General features: G+C 71.7%; 21 protein-coding genes. 13 read left to right on the plus strand and 8 right to left on the minus strand.

The genetic code is table 11. The features are described from left to right. Nucleotides 1-120: 120 nt before the first annotated feature. Nucleotides 121-2,538 carry an aldehyde dehydrogenase family protein gene (locus M9914_11015; protein MCO5174707.1) on the minus strand — a complete coding sequence of 806 codons (2,418 nt, stop codon included), beginning with the start codon at nt 2,536-2,538 and terminating at the stop codon, nt 121-123. A 73-nt stretch (nt 2,539-2,611) separates the two neighbouring features. After that, the gene (deoC, locus tag M9914_11020) at nt 2,612-3,619 is read right to left on the minus strand and encodes a deoxyribose-phosphate aldolase (protein ID MCO5174708.1); all 1,008 of its coding nucleotides are present in this window, start codon (nt 3,617-3,619) and stop codon (nt 2,612-2,614) included. Nucleotides 3,620-3,707: 88 nt separating this feature from the next. On the opposite strand from deoC, the gene M9914_11025 reads away from it, so the two are divergent. From M9914_11025 to M9914_11060, 8 genes are all read left to right on the plus strand, one after another. Further along, on the plus strand, nt 3,708-4,706 hold the full coding sequence (locus M9914_11025) for a D-cysteine desulfhydrase (GenBank protein MCO5174709.1): 999 nt from the start codon (nt 3,708-3,710) through the stop codon (nt 4,704-4,706). Then, nucleotides 4,706-5,431, plus strand: a complete 726-nt coding sequence (locus M9914_11030) for an amino acid racemase (GenBank protein ID MCO5174710.1) — start codon at nt 4,706-4,708, stop codon at nt 5,429-5,431. Before M9914_11025 ends, M9914_11030 begins: the two co-directional genes overlap by 1 nt. Before the next feature lie 116 nt (nt 5,432-5,547). Next, the gene (locus M9914_11035) at nt 5,548-6,429 is read left to right on the plus strand and encodes a phosphate/phosphite/phosphonate ABC transporter substrate-binding protein (protein MCO5174711.1); all 882 of its coding nucleotides are present in this window, start codon (nt 5,548-5,550) and stop codon (nt 6,427-6,429) included. Nucleotides 6,430-6,529: 100 nt separating this feature from the next. Further along, nucleotides 6,530-7,324, plus strand: a complete 795-nt coding sequence (phnC, locus tag M9914_11040) for a phosphonate ABC transporter ATP-binding protein (protein ID MCO5174712.1) — start codon at nt 6,530-6,532, stop codon at nt 7,322-7,324. After that, nucleotides 7,317-8,102, plus strand: a complete 786-nt coding sequence (gene phnE / locus M9914_11045) for a phosphonate ABC transporter, permease protein PhnE (GenBank protein ID MCO5174713.1) — start codon at nt 7,317-7,319, stop codon at nt 8,100-8,102. Before phnC ends, phnE (M9914_11045) begins: the two co-directional genes overlap by 8 nt. 8 nt (nt 8,103-8,110) lie before the next feature. Next, on the plus strand, nt 8,111-8,929 hold the full coding sequence (phnE, locus tag M9914_11050) for a phosphonate ABC transporter, permease protein PhnE (protein MCO5174714.1): 819 nt from the start codon (nt 8,111-8,113) through the stop codon (nt 8,927-8,929). Between the two features lie 42 nt (nt 8,930-8,971). Next, nucleotides 8,972-9,406 carry a hypothetical protein gene (locus M9914_11055; GenBank protein MCO5174715.1) on the plus strand — a complete coding sequence of 145 codons (435 nt, stop codon included), beginning with the start codon at nt 8,972-8,974 and terminating at the stop codon, nt 9,404-9,406. Between the two features lie 5 nt (nt 9,407-9,411). Further along, nucleotides 9,412-10,656: a hypothetical protein gene (locus M9914_11060; GenBank protein ID MCO5174716.1), complete on the plus strand. Its 1,245-nt coding sequence runs from the start codon at nt 9,412-9,414 to the stop codon at nt 10,654-10,656. Here the strand turns inward: M9914_11060 and M9914_11065 are convergent. Continuing rightward, nucleotides 10,595-11,752: an MFS transporter gene (locus M9914_11065; GenBank protein ID MCO5174717.1), complete on the minus strand. Its 1,158-nt coding sequence runs from the start codon at nt 11,750-11,752 to the stop codon at nt 10,595-10,597. The genes M9914_11060 and M9914_11065 overlap by 62 nt on opposite strands. A gap of 102 nt (nt 11,753-11,854) precedes the next feature. Between M9914_11065 and alaS the strand changes: the two genes are divergently transcribed. From alaS to mltG, 4 genes are all read left to right on the plus strand, one after another. Further along, complete coding sequence (gene alaS, locus M9914_11070) at nt 11,855-14,593, plus strand: alanine--tRNA ligase (protein ID MCO5174718.1); 2,739 nt, start codon at nt 11,855-11,857, stop codon at nt 14,591-14,593. 96 nt (nt 14,594-14,689) lie between these two features. Continuing rightward, nucleotides 14,690-15,469 carry a Cof-type HAD-IIB family hydrolase gene (locus M9914_11075; protein ID MCO5174719.1) on the plus strand — a complete coding sequence of 260 codons (780 nt, stop codon included), beginning with the start codon at nt 14,690-14,692 and terminating at the stop codon, nt 15,467-15,469. Next, a complete protein-coding gene (ruvX, locus tag M9914_11080; GenBank protein MCO5174720.1) occupies nt 15,462-15,962 on the plus strand; it encodes a Holliday junction resolvase RuvX in 501 nt (166 codons plus the stop codon). The genes M9914_11075 and ruvX overlap by 8 nt, the downstream gene beginning before the upstream one ends. Beyond that, nucleotides 15,959-17,038, plus strand: coding sequence for an endolytic transglycosylase MltG (gene mltG / locus M9914_11085; GenBank protein MCO5174721.1), 1,080 nt, complete (start codon nt 15,959-15,961; stop codon nt 17,036-17,038). The genes ruvX and mltG overlap by 4 nt, the downstream gene beginning before the upstream one ends. 87 nt (nt 17,039-17,125) lie before the next feature. On the opposite strand, the gene M9914_11090 is transcribed toward mltG, so the two are convergent. Genes M9914_11090 through M9914_11100 form a run of 3 tightly spaced genes read right to left on the minus strand, consistent with a single transcriptional unit; the run spans nt 17,126 to nt 20,033 of the window. Continuing rightward, on the minus strand, nt 17,126-17,329 hold the full coding sequence (locus M9914_11090) for a PTS ascorbate transporter subunit IIC (GenBank protein ID MCO5174722.1): 204 nt from the start codon (nt 17,327-17,329) through the stop codon (nt 17,126-17,128). A gap of 11 nt (nt 17,330-17,340) precedes the next feature. Continuing rightward, entirely contained in the window at nt 17,341-19,143 is a 1,803-nt protein-coding gene (locus M9914_11095) for an alpha/beta hydrolase (protein MCO5174723.1), read from the minus strand. An 11-nt stretch (nt 19,144-19,154) separates the two neighbouring features. After that, a complete protein-coding gene (locus tag M9914_11100) occupies nt 19,155-20,033 on the minus strand; it encodes an SPFH domain-containing protein (GenBank protein ID MCO5174724.1) in 879 nt (292 codons plus the stop codon). A gap of 114 nt (nt 20,034-20,147) precedes the next feature. Here M9914_11100 and dcd point away from each other — a divergent pair, with 114 nt between their 5' ends. Further along, nucleotides 20,148-20,696 carry a dCTP deaminase gene (gene dcd, locus M9914_11105; GenBank protein ID MCO5174725.1) on the plus strand — a complete coding sequence of 183 codons (549 nt, stop codon included), beginning with the start codon at nt 20,148-20,150 and terminating at the stop codon, nt 20,694-20,696. Nucleotides 20,697-20,761: 65 nt separating this feature from the next. On the opposite strand, the gene M9914_11110 is transcribed toward dcd, so the two are convergent. Together M9914_11110 and M9914_11115 are read right to left on the minus strand one after the other, a co-directional pair. After that, the gene (locus M9914_11110) at nt 20,762-22,114 is read right to left on the minus strand and encodes a HAMP domain-containing histidine kinase (protein ID MCO5174726.1); all 1,353 of its coding nucleotides are present in this window, start codon (nt 22,112-22,114) and stop codon (nt 20,762-20,764) included. 19 nt (nt 22,115-22,133) lie between these two features. Continuing rightward, entirely contained in the window at nt 22,134-22,802 is a 669-nt protein-coding gene (locus M9914_11115; protein ID MCO5174727.1) for a response regulator transcription factor, read from the minus strand.

Raw genomic sequence — 22,802 nt, forward strand, 5'->3', positions numbered from 1 at the left:
GGCCGGCGTGCGGCAAACGCCACGATGTTAACCAGCGTCGCGCTCACGCAACTAGGACGGGGTTACGCAGGTCCTTAACCGAACCCGCACGTTTCTCCTGATCCGCTTACCCGGGCAGGCTCACTCGCCGTAAGGGACCCAGATGTTCTTGACGCGCACCGCTCGGCGCAGGAGCTCGGGGCCGGCGGCCTGAGCGTCGTCGTACCAGTCGCGCGCCTTGCCGAAGTTCACCCACGTCGCCTTCAGGTTGCCTGCGCTCTCGCGCTCGACCATGGCGCTCCCCTCGGCCGAACCCACGTACCACATGGCCTCGACGGCGTCGTGCTGAGCGAGGACCTTGGCGAGCTCGTCGCGCACGCCCGTCACGATGTTGATGGCGCCGCCCGGCACGTCGGACGTGTCGAACACCTGGTAGAGGTCGGTGGCGAGCAGCGGCCAGCGCGCGCTCGGCACGGCGACCACGCGGTTGCCCATGGCGAGCGCCGGCGCGACGAGCGACACGAAGGCGAGGAGCGGCGCCTCGTCAGGGCACACGACGGCGAGGACGTCGTAAGCCTCGTTCATGGCGAGCGTGACGTTGCGCATGGGGGTCGGGTGCACGCGCCCGTCGTACTTGTCGGCGTACGCGGCGGCCGAGAACAGGCGGTCGACGCTCTTCTCGACCTCGCGGCCGGCCGCCTTGCGCGTGCCCCCCACCAGACCGCGCAGGCGCTCCTCGAACTCGGGCGCGCGCACGGCCAGGTTCTCCGCCACGTAGTACAGGACCTGGGCGCGAGCGTGCGCGGTCGCCTGGGTCCAGGCGACGGACTTCGCGGCGGCCTCGACGGCGTCGCGCACGTCCTTGCGGTTGCCGAGGGGGGCGTCCCCCACTCGCGCTCCCGCCGCGCTGAGCACCGGGTAGGAGTAGTTGCCGTCGGGGCGCTTCTGTTTGCCCCCGATGTAGAGCTTCGGCGTGCGGTCGATGGAGGCGAACGCCGCGCCCGCCCCCTGAGCGCCTTCGAGGCCCGCGTCGAGGTCGGAGGCGGGCGCGGGCGTAGCGAGGTCAGTGCCCGCGTAACGGGCCAGCCGCGCCTCGTACCGGGGCTTCAGGTACTCGAACATCCCTTCCCTGCCGCCTTCGCGCCCGAAGCCGCTCTCGCGGTAGCCGCCGAAGCCGGCCGCCGCGTCGAACTGGTTCGTGCAGTTCACCCACACGACGCCCGCCTTGAGCTTGGGCGCGATGTCGAGCGCCAGGTTGACGTTCTCCGTCCATACGCTCGCGGCGAGGCCGTAGCGCGTGTCGTTCGCCAGCTCGACCGCCTCGGCCGGGGTGCGGAACGTGAGGCTCACGATGACGGGCCCGAAGATCTCCTCCTGGGCGATGGCGGCGGCCGGGGAGACCTCCGTGAAGAGGGTGGGTGGGTAGTACCAACCGTCCTTGGGCGCGCTCCAGCTCGGCTGGTAGCAGCGCGCGCCCTCGGCCCTCCCCTGCTCGACGAGGCGCTCGATCTTGGCGAGCTGGACGGGCGCGATGATCGCGCCGATGTCTATCCCCTTGTCGAGCGACGGGCCTTCGCGCAGCGTCTCCATGCGCGCGATGAGCTTGGCCTCCACGCGCTTCGCGACGCTCTCCTGCACGAGGAGACGGCTGCCGGCGCAGCAGACCTGGCCCTGGTTGAACCAGATGGCGTCCACGACACCCTCGACGGCGCTGTCGAGATCGGCGTCGTCGAAGACGACGAACGGCGACTTGCCGCCCAGCTCGAGCGAGAGCTTCACGCCGCGCCCGGCGGTGGCGCGGCGGATGATGCGCCCCACCTCCGTGGAGCCCGTGAACGCCACCTTGTCGATGCCGTCGGCCTCGACGAGCGCGGCGCCCGTGCGCCCGTCGCCCGTCACGACGTTGAAGACGCCCGCGGGCAGGCCGACCTCGTTGGCGAGCTCGGCGAAGAGCAGGGCCGTGAGGGGCGTGAACTCGGCCGGCTTGAGGACGACCGTGTTACCGGCCGCCAGGGCGGGGGCCACCTTCCACGCGAGCATGAGCAGGGGGAAGTTCCAGGGGATGATCTGGGCGCAGACGCCGACCCCCTCGTGGTCGGGGAACTCCTTGTCGAGCAGTTGCGCCCACCCGGCGTGGTGGTAGAAGTGGCGCGCCACCAAGGGCACGTCCAGGTCGCGGGTCTCGCGGATGGGCTTGCCGTTGTCGAGCGCCTCGAGGACGGCAAGGAGCCGGGCGTGCTTCTGCACGTGGCGGGCGAGGGCGTACAGGTAGCGGGCCCGGCCGGGGCCGCCGAGGTCGCGCCAGGCGGGGAGCGCGGCGCGCGCCGCCTTGACGGCCTTCGCCACGTCGCGCTCGTCGCCCTGCGCCGCCTGGGCCAGCTCCTTGCCGTCGCCAGGGTGGTGGGTGGCGAAGGTCTCGCCGGCAACCGGCTTGACGAAGCGCCCGCCGATGAAGTGCCCGAAGCGCCTGCCGTGGCGCTCCAGCCACGCCCACGCGACGTCGGCCGCCTCGGGGGCGGGACCGTACTCCAGCGTCTCGAAGATCTCCTTCACGCTCATCTCTCAAAGACTCCTTAAGCCGGCGGGCGAGCCGGCCGACCAGCCGGGCTCGCGCGCCGAGAAGCTCCGGCCATCAGCCGAGCGGGTGGCGGTAGGTGGCGGAGTAGCGGCCCGTGACGTGGTGTTCCAGCTGCCGCTCGATGTCGGCCAGCAGGGAGCTGGCGCCGATCCTGAAGAGGTCGGGCTCGAGCCAGCGGCGCCCGAGCTCCTCCTTCATGAGCACGAGCCAGGCGAGGGCGTCCTTGGCGGTGCGCAGCCCGCCCGCCGGCTTGAAGCCGACCGCGACGCCCGTGCGCTCGAAGTACTCGCGTATGGCGCGCGCCATGACGAGGCTGACAGGCAGCGTGGCGTTGACGGGCTCCTTGCCCGTCGACGTCTTGATGAAGTCGGAGCCGGCCATCATGGCCACCAGGCTCGCCCTGTAGACGTTGCGCAACGTGCCGAGCTCGCCGGTAGCGAGGATGGCCTTCATGTGCGCAGCTCCACAAGCCTGCCTGAACAGCCTGAGCTCCTCGTACAGCGCCGCCCAATCGTGTGTGAGGGCATGGCGCCGCGAGATGACGATGTCGATCTCGGCGGCGCCGGCGGCGACGGACCTGCGGATCTCCTCGATGCGGGTCTCGAGCGGCGAGAGGCCGGCGGGGAAGCCGGTCGAGACGGCCGCGACCGGCACGCCCGAGCCGCGCAGGGCGGCGACGGCCGCCGGCACCATGTCGTGGTAGACGCACACGGCGCCGGTGGTGATGCGCAAGTCGCCGACGCCGAGGGCGTCGAGCAGGTCCTGGCGCACGGGGTGCATGGCCTTGGCGCAGAGGCGCCGCACGCGGCCGGGGGTGTCGTCGCCGGCCAGCGTGGTCAGGTCGATGAGCGTGACGGCCTTGAGGAGCCACGCGGCCTGCCACTCCTTCTTGACGCTGCGGCGCGTGGTGAGGGTGGCCGCGCGGCGCTCGACGGCGCTGAGGTTGACGCGCACCCCCTCCACCCAGTCGAGCTCGAGGGCCATGCCCTCGTTGCGCTGGAGGGGCGAGGCGTGGGCGACGGCCTGCTCCAGCCCGGCTTCTACTTCACGCGAGATGGTCATGCCTTCTCTCCTATGAACGGAGCATACACTGGCGTCTGGGTCGGATCTTTCGCCACTGCCAACTTCAAGCGGCCCATGGAGGCAAACGATGAGACTCACCGAGTTCCCGCGCCGCCGCTACACGGCGGCCGCTACTCCCCTAGAGCCACTCCCGCGGTTGAGCGCCCACTTGGGTGGACCGAACCTCTGGATCAAACGCGACGACCTGCTGGGCCTCGCCGCCGGTGGCAACAAGACGCGCAAGCTCGAGTTCCTCGTCGCCGACGCGATCGAGAGGGGCGCCGACACGCTCGTCACGACGGGCGCCGTGCAGTCGAACCACTGCCGCCTCACGCTCGCGGCGGCCGTGCGCGAAGGGCTCGCGTGCCGCCTCGTGCTGGAAGAGCGCGTCGCGAACAGCTACTCGCCCGGCGCGAGCGGCAACAACTTCCTCTTCGGCCTCCTGGGCGTCGAGGCGGTCACCGTGGTGCCGGCCGGCACCGACCTCATGGCCGAGATGAACAAGGTCGCCGCGGAGCTGGCCGCGCAAGGGCGATCGGCCTACATCATCCCGGGCGGCGGCTCCAACACCCTCGGCGCGCTCGGTTACGTGAGTTGCGCCCAGGAGCTGATGCAGCAGGCGTTCGAGACGGGGCTGCGTATCGACCACCTCGTGACGGCCAGCGGCAGCGGCGGCACCCATGCCGGCGTCGTCGCGGGCCTGACGGGCACGGGCGCCGGCGTGCCGATCACGGGCATCAGCGTGCGCGCGCCCAAGGCGCCCCAGGAAGAGAAGATCCTCGGGTTGGCGCGAGCGACGGCCGAGCTGGCCGGCGCGCGTTCGCTGCCGACGGCGGACGACGTGGTCGTGCTCGACGACTACGTCGGCGCGGGCTACTCGCTGCCGACGGACGGCATGATCGAGGCCGTCAAGCTGTTCGCCAGGCACGAGGGCGTGCTCCTCGACCCCGTGTACACGGGCAAGGCCGCGGCCGGCCTGATCGACATGGTGCGGCGCGGGGCGTTCGGGCGCCATGAGAACGTCGTCTTCCTCCACACGGGGGGCAGCCCGGCGCTGTACGCCTACCAGGACGTCCTGACCGACTGATGGGCGAGCGGCGGGTCATCGGCGTCCTCGGCGGGCTGGGGCCGGCCGCCACGGTGGACTTCTACGCCAAGCTCGTGGCGGCCACCCCGGCGCTGCGCGACCAGGATCACATCCACGTGATCATCGACGCCGACCCGAGCACGCCGAACCGCAACGAGGCCGTGGCGGGCGTCGGTCCGAGCCCGGAGCCCCAGCTCGTCGGCATGGCGACGCGCCTCGCGGCGGCCGGCGCCGAGGCGCTGTTCATGGTGTGCAACACCGCCCACGCCTACGCGCCGGCCATACGCGCCGCGGTCGCCGTGCCGCTGGTGAGCATCATCGAGGAGACCGCGGCGGCGACGCTGGCGGCCGCGCCGAACGCGCGGCGCGTCGGCGTCCTGGCCGCGGCCGGCGCCCAGGACGCCCGGCTCTACCAGACGGAGTTCGCCCGGCACGGCGTGAACGTGGTCGAGCCGCACGGCGAGCTCCGCGAGCGGTTCATGGCGCTCCTCTACCGCGTCAAGGCGGGCGACACGGGGCAGGGCGCGCGCTCGGACATGCGCGCCATCGCGCTCGAGCTCGTGGGGCTCGGAGCCGAGGCCGTTGTCGCCGGCTGCACCGAGGTCCCGCTCGTCCTGGCCCAGGCCGACGTCGGATCGGTCCCGCTCGTCTCGTCGACGGACGCACTGGTGAGCGCGGCCGTGGCCATCGGGACGGGCGCCCGTCCGCCCGTCGACGAGAGATGAACCTCGGCGCTCGAACCACCGTGCTAAGCTTCCCCCGCGAAGGCGCCAACGAGAGACCGCTACGGGCACGCCCGCGGGTCGAGTTGGGCCTCGAACACCACCTTCGGAGGCGATAAGTGAAGCGACTCATCTCCACCTCGATCGCGCTCGTCCTGGCCGTCACGCTCTTCTCGGGCATGGCCGCCGCGCAGGGCGACATCCCGAGCAAGCTCGTGCTCGGCATGGTCCCGAGCCGCGAGGCCGACGCCATCGTCGACAGCCTCGACCCCATCGCCGCCATGCTGTCCGAGCGCCTCGTCATCCCCGTCGAGACCTTCGTGTCGACGAACTTCGTCGGCCTCGTGGAAGCCGTCGGCACGGGCCGCGTCGACATCGGCCTCTTCGGACCCGCCGCGCTCGTCCAGGCCGTCGACAACTACGGTGCCGAGGTCATCCTCGCCTCCGTGCGCCAGGGCGCCACGTCCTACCGCGCGCAGTTCAACGTGCGGTGCGACAGCGGCATCACGACCTTCGAGCAGCTCCGCGGCAAGACGATCGCCTTCGTCGACCCCGGCTCCGCCTCCGGCTACCAGTTCCCGTTCGTGACCCTCAAGACCACGTACGGCATCGACCCGAACACGGAGATGACCTCCATCTTCGCCGGCTCGCACGACGCGTCCGCCCTCGCCGTCTACAACGGTGACGTCGACGTGTCCGTCACGTTCGGCGGCTCCCCCGGCTCCGACGGCCGCGAGACCATCGAGGGCGATTACCCCGACGTCAAGGACGTCGTGTGCATCCTCGGCTACTCCGACTACATCCCGAACGACGGCGCCGTCGTCCGCAAGGGCCTCGACCCGCAGCTCGTCGAGCAGATCACCCAGGCCCTCATCGACATCGCGAACACCCCCGAGGGCAAGGCGCTGACCAGCACCCTCTTCAACGTCACCGAGTTCGCCCGCGTCGACGCGTCCGCGTACGACATCGTGCGCGAGGTCTCCAAGACTTTCCAGCGCTGAGTCGGGCAGGCTCCACCCGGGTCTAGCCGACCGGGTGAGCGCGAACGGGCGGCCGGGATATAGACCCGGCCGCCCGTTTCCGTGTAGCGTTGTTGCCGTCGTGACAGAAACCGTTGGACCTGCCGTTGGACATATCGCGTTCGATGACGTCGAGGTCGTCTACAAGACCGGGCTGAAGGCCTTGAAAGGCGTGACGCTCAGCATCCCCAGAGGCCAATTCGTCGTCGTGGTCGGCCTCTCCGGTGCGGGCAAGTCCACCTTGATCCGTACGGTCAACAACCTGGTCACCCCGTCGTCCGGGCGCGTCGTCGTCGAGGGCGTGGACGTCACCCACGCGCGCGGGCAGGCGCTGAGGGCCGCCAGGTCCGACATCGGGATGATCTTCCAGACCTTCAACCTAGTGAAGCGCTCGAGCGTCATCCGCAACGTCCTGTCCGGCCGGCTTGGCGACCTGCCGGCCTGGCGCGGCGTGCTGAGCGCGTTCCCCAAGGCCGATCAGGCCTACGCGCACGACTGCCTCGCCCGCGTCGGCATCCCGGAGAAGGCCTACGTGCGCGCCGACGCACTCTCGGGCGGTCAACAGCAGCGCGTCGGCATCGCCAGGGCCCTCGCCCAGCGCCCCAGCGTGATGCTGGCCGACGAGCCGGTCGCGAGCCTGGACCCGCCCACGTCCCATGCCGTCATGTCCGACCTCAAGCGCATCGCGCGGGAGGACGGCATCACCACGATCGTCAACCTCCACTTCATCGACATGGCGCGCGACTACGCTGATCGCATCATCGGCATGCGCGACGGCGTCGTCGTCTTCGACGGCACGCCAAAGGAGGCGACGGACGCCGCCTTCGAGGAGATCTACGGCCGCCCGATCGACGACAAGGACCTGCGCGGTGCCTGACGGCGCGTCCGCGCCTCCGCGCGCCACGGGTCGCGTCAAGTCCTTCGTGACGCTCGCCCTGGTGGCGGCCCTGTTCGTCGTGGCCTTCGGCCAGACGAAGTTCAACTTGGGAGCGCTCTTCACGGGGGCCTCGGACTTCTTCCGCTTCTTCGGCCGCCTCGCCCCCGACCTGACGGCGTTGCCGCAGATCTGGCCGCCGCTCCTGCAGACCATCCAGATCGCTTACGTCGCCACGATCATCGGGGCCGTCATCGCCATCCCGCTCGTGTTCCTCGCTTCTGCCAACACGGCCGTAGACCCCGTGTCGATGTGGCTGGCGCGCACGCTCCTGACCGTGCTGCGCAGCATCCCCGACCTGTTGTGGGCCGCCCTCTTCGTAGCCGTGCTCGGCCTCGGGGCCCTCCCCGGCGTCGTCGCGCTCACGCTCTTCTCCGTCGGCGTGCTCGCCAAGCTCGGCTCGGAGACCGTCGAGTCCATCGACCCCGGCCCGCTCGAGGCGCTCAAGGCCGTCGGCGCCGGCCGCAACCGCACCATCGTCTTCGCCGTCGTGCCGCAGATCGCGGCGACCATGGTCTCCTACATGCTCTACGTGTTCGAGATCAACGTGCGCGCCAGCGTCGTGATCGGCTTCGTCGGCGCGGGCGGCATCGGGGTGCTCCTGCAGACCTACATGAACTTCTTCGACTACCCCGGCCTCGGCGCCCTCATCCTCGTCATCTTCATCGTCGTCCTCGCCATCGACGGGCTCAGCGTCTGGGCTCGCTCGCGGCTCATCTGAGGCGCCGGATGAGTGCCGCTCGCCCCGTCTCGACCGTGATACCGCCCGCTCCTGCCCACGTGCGCAGGAACCGCGCCATGCTCATCGCCGGCATCGCGGTCCTCGTCGCGCTCTTCGTCCTCGCCATCGCCACGATGAGCCTGCCGACCTGGTCGCGCGTCGCCAGCGGCCTGCAGCGCAACGCGCTCCCGCTCCTGCGCGGGCTCGTGCGGCCCGAGACCAAGGTCTTCGAGCTGGCGTGGAACTCGATGGTCGTCACCTTCTTCATGGCCATCCTCGGCACGGCGCTCGGCGCCCTGCTCGCCTTCCCCCTCTCGTTCATCGCGGCAGGCAACCTCCTCGGCGGCACACGCTGGGCGCTACCGGGCAAGGCGCTGCTCGTGGCCGTCAGGACGTTCCCGGAGATCGTCCTCGCGGTCATCTTCGTTGCCGCCGCCGGCCCCGGCCCGACGGCCGGGATCATGGCGATGGGCATCCACTCGATCGGCTACCTCGGCAAGGTCTTCTCGGACGTAATCGAGGGGATAGACCAGGGGCCCATGGAGGCCATCCGCGCGGCCGGGGGCAACCAGCTCCACACGTTCCTCTTCGCCGTCGTGCCGCAGGTCCTGCCGGAGTTCGCCTCCAACGTGCTCTACCGCTTCGAGATCAACCTGCGCTCGGCCGCCGTCCTCGGCATGGTCGGCGCGGGCGGCATCGGCCTGCCGCTCATCCAGCGCCTGCAGTTCCGCCGCTGGGCGGAGGTGTCGATGTTCCTCATCGTCATCGTCGTGTTCATCATCGTGGTCGACGCGCTGAGCTCCCGGGTCCGGCGCCGGCTCGTCTAGCGCGAGCCCCGCCGCTCGTCCCGGCGTGCCATGATCGCCAGGATGAGCGACTACCCACCAGCCACGCGCGCCCGCCTGCTCGACGCAGCGGCGGAAGTGCTACTAGCGACCGTCGCGGCCGACCGCACGGGCGTGATCGCCTACTACCGCGAGGTGCTGGCCGCCGGCCGCTACCTCTACGACGCCCAGCGCAAGTACGCCCACAACGCGCTCATCACCGCCCTCTTCGAGCACACCTCGTCGAACGAGGAGCGCGCTAGCGACGACGAGCCGCTCACGAGGGAGCGCCTGCTCGAGCGCCTGGCCGAGGTCGGCGAGGCCCTCAACGACGACGAGGAGGGCGCCGAGTTCAAGACGTTCCTCTTCGAGCTGGCCGAGCGCGTCGCCAAGGCGTCAGGCGGGTTCTGGGGCGGCATCAGCGCCGACGAGGCGGCGTTCCTGAGCGAGCTTAAGCGCCTCCTGAAGATGCCAGGCTGAGCACCGTGAAGGCTCGCTGGGTCTGGGGCCTGGCGCTCGGCTGTTTCGTGCTGGCGGCCGGCACCGGCGCCTACTACCGTCTCAAGCTCGTCTACCCGCTGCCCGGCGTGCTCGAGTACGTCAGGCACGCCCATTCGCACCTGATGTTCTTCTCGTGGGTGACGCCCGTCCTGGTGCTGCTCGTCGGGGCGTACCTGGCGCGCGCGGGGCTGAGGCCCCGCCTCTTCGGCTTCACGGCCGCGCTCGCCGCCTTCAGCGGGCTCGCGACCTACCTCCCGTTCCTGAAGAGCGGCTACCACCTGATGGTCGTCGGCTCGAAAGCCTTGCCGATATCGATGATGATCTCGGGCGCCAACGGCGTGGCGTGGTACCTCTTCGTCGCCGCCTACCTCGTAGCCACGTGGCGCGTGAGGCGCGGGCCCGTGCTCCGGCTGCTCGACGGGGCCGTGGCGATGATAGTGATCAGCACGGTCGCGATAGCCGGGCTCGCCTACCTCGGCATGAGCGGCCAGGTGGCGCGGCCGCTCATGCTCGCGCTCGTCGACTGGTTCCTCACGTGCTTCGCGGACGGTTGGTTCGGCCTCGCCGTGCTGGCGCTCGCGGCCAGGCACTCGCCTCCCGCCGGGTTGAGCCGGACCCCCGTCGGGCTACTGACGTGGGCGCTCGTCGCGGCCATCGGCGTGCGCAGCGCCGCCCGCTTCGCCACGGACGGGCTCGGTTGGCAGTGGCCCGCCGGGTTCGACGCCGTCGCCAGCGCGGTCGCCGCCCTCGCCTGCCTGCTGCTCGTGCGGGCCGTCTGGCCGGTCGCCACCAAGGCGGAGCTGCGTGGCAGCACCTTGTGGCTCCGGCAGCTCGCACTGGCGCTCATCGCGCTCAAGGGGACGGTCGAGCTCACCGGCGCGCTGCCGGCCGTGCGCGCGGAGCTCATGGCCGCACCCTTCCACGTCTTCTTCCTCCACGCCTTCCTGCTCGGCGCCGTAAGCTTCTCGCTCCTGTACGGCGTCCGCACGACCATCGGTCCAACGGCCTTCAAGGGGGCGACCGCCTTCATCGTCGCGGTGGGGGTGATGGTCGGCGCGCTCGTGACCCTGACGCCTGTCTGGCCTAGCGCCCTGTCCGGCCCCTGGGTGCTCTACGCGACGGCCGTCACGAGCCTCGGGCCCCTGCTCGTGGCCCTGCAGGCGCTGCTCAGGCTCGACCTCTGGTCCGGCTCCAGAGCCATACGACCGCGAGCAACAGCGCGAAGGTGAGGGCGGACAGGGCGCTGGGTACCACCTGCACCCCCCACGCGTTCACCACGGTGCCGATGATCGGCGCGCTCAGGGCGGGGCCGAAGTTGGCGGCCGCCACGACGACGGGCGTGACCTGCTCGGCGCGCTGCGGGAAGACCTCCGTCAGCCAGGCCAGGGCGGTCGGGAAGATGGGCGCGAGGCTGAGGCCGACGAGCACGAACGCGATGGGCGCGCTCTCCACGCGGTGCGCGGCCACCATGAAGACGAGCGTGGCGGCGGTGGCGACCAGGACGAGGTGGTGCGTCCGGATCCTGGCGGAGAGCGGCGCGGCCAGTAGCCGCCCGGCCGTGATGGCGAGCCAGTAGAGCGAGGTGAACGCCCCGGCCCTCGCGCCGAAGCTGGGCGTGAGGTACTCCGTCTCCCACGACGTGACGCCGACCTCGGCCGAGACGTAGAACACGTAGAGGAGCACGAACGCGACCAGGCTGCCCCAGGCGACGGGAGCGGCGCCCCGTTCGGGTGGCGCCGTGTCCGGCACGCCCAGCCGGCCGAACCACGGGAGTAGCAGGACGGCCACCGCGGCCGCGGCCGCGAACGCCCAGCCGTAGTGCGGCGCCATGAACGTGACGAGGAGCGGGCCGGCGACGGCTCCGACGCCGAAGGCGGCGTTGATGTAGTTGAGCGCAGGCGCCGCCTTCGGGCGGAACACGACCGCGATCATCAGGTTGCCGCTGACGTTCAGGAGCCCGGTCCCGGCTCCGGCGAGCACGGCCCCCGCCAGGACGGCCAACCAGACGGGGGCAACGGCGACGACGCCTACGCCGATGGCGAGGGTCACGCACGCGGCGAGGAGCACTCGACGGTAGCCGAGAGCCCTCAGCAGCAGCCCGGACAGGATGATGCCGAGGAAGGCCCCGAGGAACTGGGCGCTCACGACCATACTCACTCGCTCGAGGCCGATGCCGAAGCGCTCCCTGAGGAGGGGGAAGGCCGGGCCGTACAGGGCCTGGACCGCCCCGATGAGGAAGAAGGCCGCGATGGCGGCCCAGAGGACGGCCCTGCGGGTGACGGGCCGGGAGGTGACGGGCTTTAGCGCCGCGAGCTGGCTCGACATGTCCAGCGAATCTACCGCGCCGGAGAGCGCCGGCGCGCCACCCGATGATGCCGGGGCAGGCGGGTATACTTACGCCTCGGCTACTCTCGGAGGCACCTCGTGGTGAACGGCATCCAACAGATCAACGAACTGCGTGAGAAGTACCTGCGCTTCTTCCAGGACCGCGGGCACCTCATCCACCCGTCCGCGTCGCTGAAGAGCGACGACCCGACCCTCATGTTCACGAGCGCCGGCATGGTGCAGTTCAAGCCGTACTTCCTCGGCGCCACCCCCAAGTTCGCGGGCGTGAGCGGCACGTGGCACCGCGTGACGACCGCGCAGAAGTGCCTGCGCATCAACGACATCGAGAACGTCGGGCGCACCCTGCGCCACCACTCGTTCTTCGAGATGCTCGGCAACTTCTCGTTCGGCGACTACTTCAAGCCCGAGGCGGCCGCCTGGGCTTGGGAGTTCGCGACCTCCAGCGAGTACCTCGGGCTCGACCCGGAGCGGCTGTACGTCACCGTCTACCAGGACGACGACGAGGCGTTCCGCATCTGGAGCGAGCAGGTCGGCGTGCCCGAGGCGCGCATCTCCCGCTGGGGCGAGGACGACAACTTCTGGCCGGCCAACGCCGTCAGCAAGGGCCCCAACGGCCCGTGCGGGCCGTGCTCCGAGATCTTCTACGATCGCGGCCCCGACTTCGGCTCGGCGGACGAGTCCGGCCCGAACACGGGCTCGGGCGACCGCTACATCGAGTTCTGGAACCTCGTCTTCACGCAGTTCGACCGCCGCGACGGCGGGCACCTCGAGCCCCTGCCCCAGAAGAACATCGACACGGGCCTCGGCTTCGAGCGCCTCGTCGCCGTCATGACGGGCCTGGAGGACGCGTACGCGACCGAGCTCTTCCAGCCGACGATCCGGCGCGTCTCCGCGCTCTCCGGCGTGCCGTACGCCGGCAAGGCCTCCGTCTCGCACCGCGTGATCGCCGATCACCTGCGCGCCGTGACGTTCGCCATCACCGACGGCGTGCTACCCGCCAACGACGGCGCCGGCTACGTCGTGAAGATGCTCGTGCGCAGGGCGTCGCGCCACGCCTGGCTGCTAGGCCTGCGCGAGCCGGTGCTGCACACGCTCGTCGACCAGGTCGTCGAGGCGATGGGAGAGCCGTACCCGGAGCTGAAGGACGGCGCACGGCGCGTCAAGGGCATCATCCAGGCCGAGGAGGAGCAGTTCCTTCGCACCCTCGAGGCCGGGATCCAGCGGGTCGGCGTGCTCCTCGACGACCTGCGGGGCGCCGTGCTGCCCGGCGACGTGGCCTTCGACCTGTGGCAGACCTACGGCTTCCCGCTCGACCTGACGAGCGAGATGGCGGCCGAGCGGGGCGTCGAGGTCGACGCCGACGGCTACGAGGCCGCCCGGGAACGCGCGCGCGAGCTGTCGCGCGGCGGCACCGCGGGGCGCGAGCTCTTCGCCGCGACCTCGGACGCGCTCGGCAAGGTGGCCGAGCGCGTCGGCGAGACGGAGTTCCTCGGCTACCGGCAGACGGAGGGGGAGGCCGCGGTCGTGGCGCTCGTTACGCCCGGCGACGCCGCCGAGGAGACGGACGCGCTTGGCGAAGGCGCGACCGGCACGGTGATCCTCGGTCGCACGCCCTTCTACCCCGAGGGCGGCGGTCAGGTCGGCGACGCCGGCGTGCTCGAGTGGGAGGGCGGGAAGGCCATCGTGAGCGGCACGAGCAAGTCCCGCCATGGGCTGACCCTCCACCACGCCCGCGTCGTGCGCGGCACCCTCACGCGCGGCCAGAGCGTCGTCGCACGCGTCGACCCGGCGCGGCGCGAGACGGAGAAGCACCACTCGGCCACCCACCTCCTGCACGCGGCGCTACGCGACGTGCTCGGCGCCCACGTGGCGCAGGCCGGCTCCCTCGTGGCCCCCGACAGGCTCCGCTTCGACTTCTCGCACCCGCACGCCGTCTCGCCCGCCGAGCAACGGCGCGTCGAGGAGCTGGTGAACCGGTGGGTGCAGGACGACCTGCCCGTCGACTGGCGCGTGGTACCGATCGCGGAGGCGCGCGGCGCGGGCGCCATGATGCTCTTCGGGGAGAAGTACGGCGAGAGGGTGCGCATGGTGAGCATGGGCGAGCTGCCCCACGCCGTGTCGCGCGAGCTGTGCGGCGGCACCCACGTCGCCCGGACGGGCCAGATCGGACCGTTCGTCATCGTCGCCGAGGAGGCCGTGTCCTCCGGCGTGAGGCGTGTCGAGGCGCGCGTCGGCGCGTCCGCGCTGCGCTACCTCCAAGAGCTCCGCGACACCCAGGGGCGCCTCGCCGCGCACCTTGGCGGGCGCCCCTCCGAGCTGGAAGAGCGCCTGACCAAGCTCCAGGCGGATCACAAGGAGGCGTTGAAGGAGGCCGCGCGCCTGCGCGACCGGCTGGCCGCGGCGCAGACGAACGCGGGTGGGGCCGGCAGCGAGACGCGCGAGGCGGGCGGGTACAAGTACCTTACGGCGCTGCTCGACGGCCTGGACGCGAACGCGTTGCGCAACGCCGCCGACGCGCTGCTCACGAAGAGCGGGGCCGACGTGGTCGCGGTGGCTTCCGGCAACGCGCTCGTCGTGAAGGTCTCCCCCGCCGCGCAGGGGCGGGGCGCCGACGCGGGCCGCATCGCGCGGGCCGCCGCGACCAGCGTAGGGGGCAGCGGCGGCGGCCGCGCCGACATGGCGCAGGCAGGCGTGAAGGACGCCGGTCGGTTGAGCGAGGCGCTGGCCGCGGTCGGTCCTGCTCTCGCCGCGGGCGCCGCCACGTCCGCCGCTCCGGGAACGACCCCGGTCGCGGCCACGGGCAAGGCCCGGGGCGCCTGAGCAGCCGGCGGCAGCATGCGCACCCCCGCGCCGTTCACCGGCTCACCACCCCCGCTACCGTCAGGCGCGCCGCTCCCGCGCCTGATCGCGTGCGACATGGATGGCACCCTGCTCACCCCTGACGGCGCCGTGAGCGGGCGTACCGCGGCCGCGCTGAGGGCGGCGCAGGCGCGCGGCGCACACGTCGTGCTCGCCACGGGCCGCCCCCTGCGCACGTCCGTGCCCATCGCCTCCGAGCTCGGCATCGGCGAAACGGTCGTGGCCTACAACGGGGCCGCCATGCTTTGGCGCGGCGAGTTCAAGCTCGTCCGCGAGCTGGGCGCCCTCGCGGCCGCCGACGCCCTGACCAGGCTGCGCGCGTTCGCGCCGGACGCCAGCCTGGCACTCGAGACGGCCGAGGGCTGGTTCCTGGAACCGGCGGCCGGGGTCGACGCCGCGCTGCCGGCGGGCAAGCTCGCCCACCTCTACCGCGGCGGCCCGCCCCTGGCTGTCGGGCCTCTCGAGGGGTTCTTCGGCGGGGGGCTCATCAAGCTGAACGTGGTGCACGATGAGCTCCACCCCTCGCGCCTCGCAGCCGAGCTGGCCGGCCTCGACCTGGTCGGGATGTGGAGCCTCCCGTTCCTCCTGGAGGTGCACGACGCGCAAGTGGACAAGAGCCTGGCGTTGGCGTGGCTCTGCGCCGAGCTCGGCGTCGCGCCCGGCGAGGTCGCGGCGTTCGGCGACCAGCAGAACGACAGCGGCATGCTCGCCTGGGCGGGCGTGGGGGTGGCGATGGGCAACGCGGAGCGGGAGGCGCTAGAGGCGGCCGACGTGCTCGGTCCGCCCAACTCCGAGGACGGGCTGGCGCAGGTCGTCGAGAGCTGGCTGCGTGCCTGACGCGCTGGACCGACCGCTCGGGTCTCGAAGCCCGGCAGGCCGGCTTCCTGTCGGCGCCAAGGTCATCGCCCTCGACGTCGGCGACGCGCGCATCGGCGTGGCCGTAGGCACGGTCGGCTCGCTCCTCGCCTTCGGCAGGGGCGCCATCACGCGTCAGGGCACGCGTAAGGACGTGCCCGCCGTGCTCGCCAAGGTGGCGGCGGAGGGGGCGGCGGCCGTGGTCGTCGGCATCCCGATCCGGTTGGACGGCAGCGAGTCGCCGCAGACGGAGCGGGTGCGCCGGTTCGCCACTGCGCTCGGCGAGGCCGGGGCGACCGTGCTCTTCGAGGACGAGCGCCTCACCACGCGTATCGCGCAGAGTCAGCTGAGCGGCTCGGACCTGCCCCGGTCGCGCAGGCAGGAGAAGGCGCTCCTCGACGAGGCGGCGGCCGTGCTCATCCTGGAGTCGTACCTGCGCCGGGTGAACGAGCCGGCCGGGAGCGGGGCCGCATGAGTGGCGCCGCCACCACCCCACCCGCCCGCCCGCCGAAGCGCAGGGGTCGCGGCCTGGCGCTGGCGCTCCTCGTGCTCGTCGTGCTGGCCGCGCTAGGGGCGAGCGCAGTGCGCTTCGTCCTCTCGCCCGTGAGCGCAACCGCGACGCCCGTAGAGTTCGAGGTCCTGCCCGGCTGGGGCGGCTCGCGGATCGCGGACGCCCTGGAGGCGGCCGGGCTCGTGCGCTCCGCGCTGGCGTTCGAGCTCCTCCTGCGCCTCACCGACCTGGACCGCAAGATGGGCGAGGGGCTCTACGACCTGACGCCGGCCATGAGCAGCCGCGAGATCGCGGCGGCGCTCGCCGCGGGCGGGCGGCCACGCACGGTTCGCATAGTCATCCCCGAGGGCTGGCGCGCGGAGGCGGTCATCGCCCGCCTGGCGGCCAACGACCTGGGTGAGGAGCTGGAGCTCGCCGCGCTCGTGCGCTCGCCCGGCGAGCTGGCCCCGCCGGGGCTGCCCGAGGGCGCCTCGCTGGAGGGGTACCTCTTCCCCGCCAGCTACGACCTGCCCGTGCGCACGAGCGCCGCGCAGGCGCTCGGCGCGCTGGTAGCGCGCTTCGAGGACGAGCTGACGGGCGCCGTCGTGGCCGACCTCGCGGCCAGCGGGTTGCGGGTGCACGAGTGGGTGACGCTCGCGAGCATGGTCCAGGCCGAGGCCGCGTCGGCCGAGGAGATGCCGATCATCGCCGGGGTGTTCCGTAACCGCCTCGACGACGGGATGCCACTCCAGTCCGACCCGACGGTGGCGTACGGCCTCGGCAAGGCGCTCCCCGAGCTGGACGCCGTGGCCGGCGACCTGCGCAAGGACACGCCGTGGAACACCTACACGCGCCCGGGCCTGCCCGAGGGGCCCATCGGCAACCCGGGGCGCGAGGCGCTGCTGGCCGTGCTGCAGCCGCAGCGCCTCGACCCTGAGGGGGTGCCGTACCTCTACTTCCTCCACGGGACGGAGGGCGGCCAGCCCATCTTCCGCCCGAACACGAACCTGCAGGCGCATAACCGCGACGTCGACCGCTACCTGCGCAACCCGTCGCGCTGATACCGACGAGCGGAGAGGATGGCGCCGGCGGTAGCCGCCTTCGCGGCACGGGGCGCTTCGCCGCAGGCGGGGCGGTCGGCGCCGGCGCTAGCGGTCGCCCCCCTGCGGACGCGGGGCGCCCGCTGCCTCGCGTGCCGGGTCCTCCTTGTAACGACCGGCCCGCTTCAACGCCTCGGTCAGCAGGTACTCGATCTGGGCGTTGAGGCTGCGCATGTCGTCCGCCGCCCACTTCTCCACGGCAGCGTGCACCTTCTGGTCGAGCCGCAGCAGGAAGCGGTGCTTCTCGGGCATCTAGGCCCGCCTCACCTGCCGGGGCGCAGGTTGCCGGCCAAGTAGGTGGCGATGACCTGGACGAGCGTCGGCGAGACCTGCGCTCCGGCGCCCGGCAACGGCAGCGACAGGGCGGGGCCGCGCGTATCGACGAGGTTATGCGTGAGGTCCGGGAACAGTAAGAGCGTGGACCCGGACGCGGCCCCCGCGATGGCCTCGGCGTCGTTCACGCCGATCTGGATGTCCTTCTCCCCTTGCAGGACGGCGACGGGCACGCTCACGCGCGCCGCCAGCTCGGCCGGGTCCTGGGCGAACTCGCTGCGCAGCAGCCCGGCGGCGTTGGCGAAGAGCGGCGTGAGCGGGTTGGCCTGCAGCTCGGGCGTGACCTCCAGCGCAGTGCCGGTCGAGGCGCGAACAGCCGCCACGAGGTCGTCGATCTGGCCGGCCAGCTCGGCGAGCTGCTCCTGACCGGCGCCCGCCTCGGCGCTGCGGGCGAGGAGCTGCTCCCTGAGGACCACGTCGAGCGGTCGGCCCGGGCTGGCGAGGAGCACGACGGCCGCCGGCGCGACGTACCCCTCGGCCACGGCGTACAGGGCCACGAGCCCGCCTTCGGAGTGGCCCATCACGCCTAGGCGGGTCGCGTCGACGCCCGGCTGGTCGGCCAGGAACGCGAACCAGTCGGCGAGGTTCCGGGCGTAGGTCGCGATGGTGACGGCGTTCGCGTCGCCCGTCGAGGGCGGGATGCCGAGCTTGGAGGCGCGCAGGACCCCGTAGCCGTGGCAGGCGAGGGCGTAGGCGAGCTGCTTGTAGCCCGCGTTGACGAGCACGGGGGGCGTGTTGCCGTCGAGGTCGACGGGGCCGGAGCCCGGCAGCAGGACGAGCGTCGGTGCGGGGCGTCCGCCGTCCGCGGCGGAGCGCGGCAGGGTGAGCTTGCCCACCAGCTGGGCGCCGGCGCTCACGACGGCGGCGTCGCGTTCGACCAGGCACGCGGACTGCTCGGCGAGGCGCGCGTCGAGCGCCGCCTGCTGCGCTGCGAGCGTCGCGGCGGCGCCCGTGGCCCGCGCGGCGCCCTGGGCGCCCGCGTCCTCCGCGCCTTGCGCTCGCCGCTCGAAGCGGGCCGCGCCGGGGTCGGACGTAAGCACGAGGATGGTGCCGGCGTCGTCGAGGTAGGCGACGAGCTTGGCCGTCTGCGCGCCGACGCTCATCGAGGCCTCGACGCGCCTGGCCGCCACCTCGGCGCCCGCGTACCGGACGGTGGCGGCGACGGGCGCCTGCAGCTCCATGCGGCCGAGGACGACGGCCTGGGGCACGATCACGTCGACCTCGAGGTCACCGCCTGCCGCCACCGCGCGGTCGACGATGAACTGCATGCCGTCGAGGAAGTTGTTGTCCATGACGTAGACGTCGCCCGGAAGGGGCAGGCTCAGCTGCTGCTTCTGGCCGCCCTGCTCGATGGTGAAGGCGGCGGCGTCCGGCGCGAAGCCGACCGCTATCGAGATCGCCACGCCCTGGAACGTGCCCGTGAGCGCGTAGGCGCGCGCGGCGCCGTTCTCGGCGGTGACGAGGTGATCCGTGAGGTCGAAGGCGCCCGGCACCTCGAGGTGCGAGCGCGACTCGCCGCCGGCGGCCCCGGCCCTCGTGAGCGCGACCCCGACCTCGCCGATCGCGGCGCCGCCGACCGACAGGTCGTAGACGACAGCGGGGGCGGGCTCGCCGGTCCCCGCCGCGCCTTGAGCCGCGGCGAGAGGGGCCAGGAAGGCCGAGAGGCCGGTAAGGCCGACCAGGAGCTTCGTGCGCGGTGCCGGCCGGCGGTGTGCGAACGTCGTGCGGTTCATCGCCACCCCTCCTAGCCGCCGTACAGCGTGCCGGCGTTGACCACGGGCGAGACGGACTGCTCGCTCGTCAGCGCGACCATGAGGTTGTTGGCCATGGCTGCGCGCTTGTCGTCGTCCAGGTCGACCACGCCGCGCTCGGAGAGGCCCCTGAGCGCGTCCTCGACCATGCCGACCGCCGCCTCGACGATGAGGCGCCTGGCGGAGACGACGGCCTGCGCCTGCTGCCTGCGCAACATGGCCTGGGCGATCTCCGGCGCGTAGGCCAGGTGGGTGAGCCGCGCCTCGATGACGTCCACCCCGGCGACCTGGAGGCGCTCCTCCAGCTCGAGCCGCAGCGCGTTGGCGAGCTCCTCGGGGTTCTCACGCAGCGACGGGCGCTCCTCGCCGGCCGAGTCGTACGGGTAGCGCGTGGCGAGGCCGCGCAGCGCCGTCTCGGACTGGATGCCGACGAACTGCTCGTAGTCGTCGACGTCGAAGACTGCCTTGGCGGACTCCGCCACGCGCCATACGACCACGGCGGCTATCTCGACGGGGTTGCCGTCGGCATCGTTGACCTTGATGCGCTCGCTCGTGAAGTTGCGGACGCGCAGGCTCACCCTCTTCTTGGCGGTGAACGGGTTCACGTACCAGAAGCCCGAGCGGCGGACGGACCCGGCGTACGAGCCGAAGAACGTGAGGACGCGGGCCTGGTTGGGCTGGACGGCCACGAGGCCGTTGGCCCCCAACACGCCTACGAGGACGAGCAGCAAGCCGGCCGCGAAGATGGGCCACACCTCGTAGTAGATGCCGAGGACGAACATGGCGCCGCCGCCCAGGATGGCGAGCACCATGCTGACAAGCCCGACGAACCCGTTGACGACCCTGGCTTCCTTCTCTACTACCTGGTTCACTTCGCCTCCACCTGAGGGCTTCGGTCGCGCCCTCTCAGTATCATGATGATATCACTTTGATACCGACGGCGCGCAAGCCCCCCCGGGGCGCGCCGCGTTGGTAGAGTGCCGAACGTGAGCATCCGGCCGGACAGATGGATAAGGGAACGCGCCCGCGCGGGCATGATCACGCCGTTCGAGGAGCGCCTCGTGCGCGAGGGCGTCATCAGCTACGGCCTGTCGAGCTTCGGCTACGACCTGCGCGCGGCGCCGGAGTGGCGCATCTTCGTCAACGCTTTCAACACGGTAGTGGACCCGAAGGAGTTCGACACGCGCAGCCTGGTGGAGTGGGGCGGCGATACCTGCATCATCCCACCGAACTCATTCGTGCTAACCAGATCGGTTGAGTATCTTAAGATACCCGATGATACTATGGTCGTAGCACTAGGAAAATCCTCGTACGCTCGGTGTGGCATAGTCGCAAACGTAACGCCTCTAGAGCCGGGTTGGGAAGGCCATGTCACGCTGGAGCTCAGCAACACCACGCCGCTACCGGCCAAGGTGTACGCCAACGAGGGCATAGTGCAGCTACTGTTCTTCCAGGGAGACAGGCCGGAGACCACCTACGCCGACCGCCACGGGAAGTACCAGGGGCAGACGGGCGTCACCCTGCCGAAGCTCTAGCAGGGCCAAGCGGCTCGGCGGTCGACCTCGCAGCCGGCTACCAGGCAGCGCGGCCTACCGCGCCCTCACTCGTCCTCCCCGGCGTCCGCCAACGGCAGGCGCACGCGGAAGACGGTCGTGCCCGGCCGACTCTCGACCGCTATGGAGCCGGCGTGGTGCTCGGCGACCTGCCGAGCGATGGCGAGGCCGAGGCCGGAGCCGCCGCCCGCGCCCTTGTAGAACTTCTCGAAGATCTTCTGCAGCAGCTCCGGCGCTATGCCCGGGCCGTCGTCGGAGACGCTCACCGTGGCGTAGCCGTCCTCCGCGTCGAGCCCTAGGGTGACGGCGCCGGGCTCGGACGCCGCGCGCACCGCGTTGGCCGTCAGGTTGCGCACCATCTGCGTGAGCCGCAGCGGGTCGCCGAGCACGAGGGCCGGCTGCCCGGAGGCCACCCTGACGCCGGGGAACTCGCCGGCCACGAGCCCGAGCACGTCGGAGCGGAGCTCGACGAGGTGCGGGTTGGGGTCGACGACGAGCTGGCCGCGGGAGAGTTGGAGGAGGTCCTCCACCAGGCGCGTCATGCTGCCGGCCACGCGCTGGGCGTCCGCCAGGTCGTCGCGCACCTCGGGCTTGGCGCGCCTCACGGCGCGGTCGAGGAAGCCGCGCAGGCTCGTGAGCGGTGTCCGCAGCTCGTGGCTCGTCTCGGCGAGGAACACCCTCTGCGCGTCGAGCGCCTGGCGCAGCCGCTCGACCAGCCCGTTGAGCGCGGCCGTCAGGCGCCCGATCTCGTCGCGCGGGCCGTCGTACTCGATGGCCTCGAGGTGCTCGGGGCCGAGCGTGCCGGCCAGGCGCGCGAGCCGGACGAGGGGCCTGAGCGATGCCGCGGCCACGACGTAGCCGACGAGCAGGCTGACGACGACGAGGAGCACGGCCGCGATCAGGAGGTTCCGCGACAGGTCGGCGAGCACGGCCCCGATGTACGCGGGATCGGTCAACACGACCACCACGCCGAGCTCGAAAGGCGCCAGCGCGGCCTCCATGCGCCGGCCGTCGACCGAGCCGCTCCAGGTCGTTGGGACCCCGTGGCCGGCCACGACGTCGGCGGGCGGCAGCGCGGCGGCGGCGAGCTCGAACTCGGGCCGGCTGGCGACGAGGAGGTTGCCGGCCGGGTCGTACACCTGCAGCACGACCCCGCCCGTCGCGCCCGTCAGGCTCGTGCGCGCGCTGCCCTCGCCGGAGTTGTACAGCGCGGCGACGACGCTCGCGTCCTCCTTGAGGGTGCGCCGCAACTCCTGGTAGAGCCCGGCGCGCACGACCTGGTACGTGACCACCATGGTCAGGCCGGCGAGCAGTGCGATGGCGGTGCCGGCGAGGAGCGCCACGCGCCACGTGAGGGCGAGGCGTGGCGTGGTGAGGCGCAACGCGGGCAGGCGCTTCACCGTGGTGCCGCTCCGACCGTCAGGACTTCAGGGCGTAGCCGACGCCGCGCACGGTGCGGATCACTCCGAAGCCGCCCGCGTCGCGGAGCTTGCCTCGGATGTTGGCGATGTGCACGTCGACGACGTTCGACGACGGCGGCAGCTCCTCCCCCCAGACGTTGTGCTCGATCTCCTTGCGACTGTAGACCCGGCCCGGCTGGCCGGCGAGGTAGTGCAGGAGCTCGTACTCGCGGGGGCTGAAGCGCACTTCCTCCGAGGCCCAGAAGACCTGCCTGCGCGCCGGATCGATCGTCAGCTCGCCGATCTTCTGCGTCACGCCGAGGGTGCGCTTGCGCAGTTGCACGTTGACCCGGGCGAGCAGCTCCTCGACGTGGAACGGCTTCGCCAGGTAGTCGTCCGCGCCCGCGTTGAGCATCTCGACCTTCGTGCCGACCTCGTCGGCGGCCGTGAGGATGATGATCGGGATGTTTCCCGTGTGGCGCAGCCGCCTGGCGATCTCCTGACCGCTGATGTCGGGCAGGCCAAGGTCGAGGATGACCAGGTCCGGGCTGGACTCCCGCACCGCGGACAGGCCGCGCATGCCGCTGTCGAACGCCATGACCTCGAAGCCGGCGTCCTCGAGCTCGCGGCTGAGCAGCCGCAGGATGTCGACGTCGTCTTCGACTATGAGGATCCGTTTGGCAGACAT

It is taken from the genome of Trueperaceae bacterium (assembly GCA_023954415.1).
Classification (GTDB): Bacteria; Deinococcota; Deinococci; order Deinococcales; family Trueperaceae; genus JAAYYF01.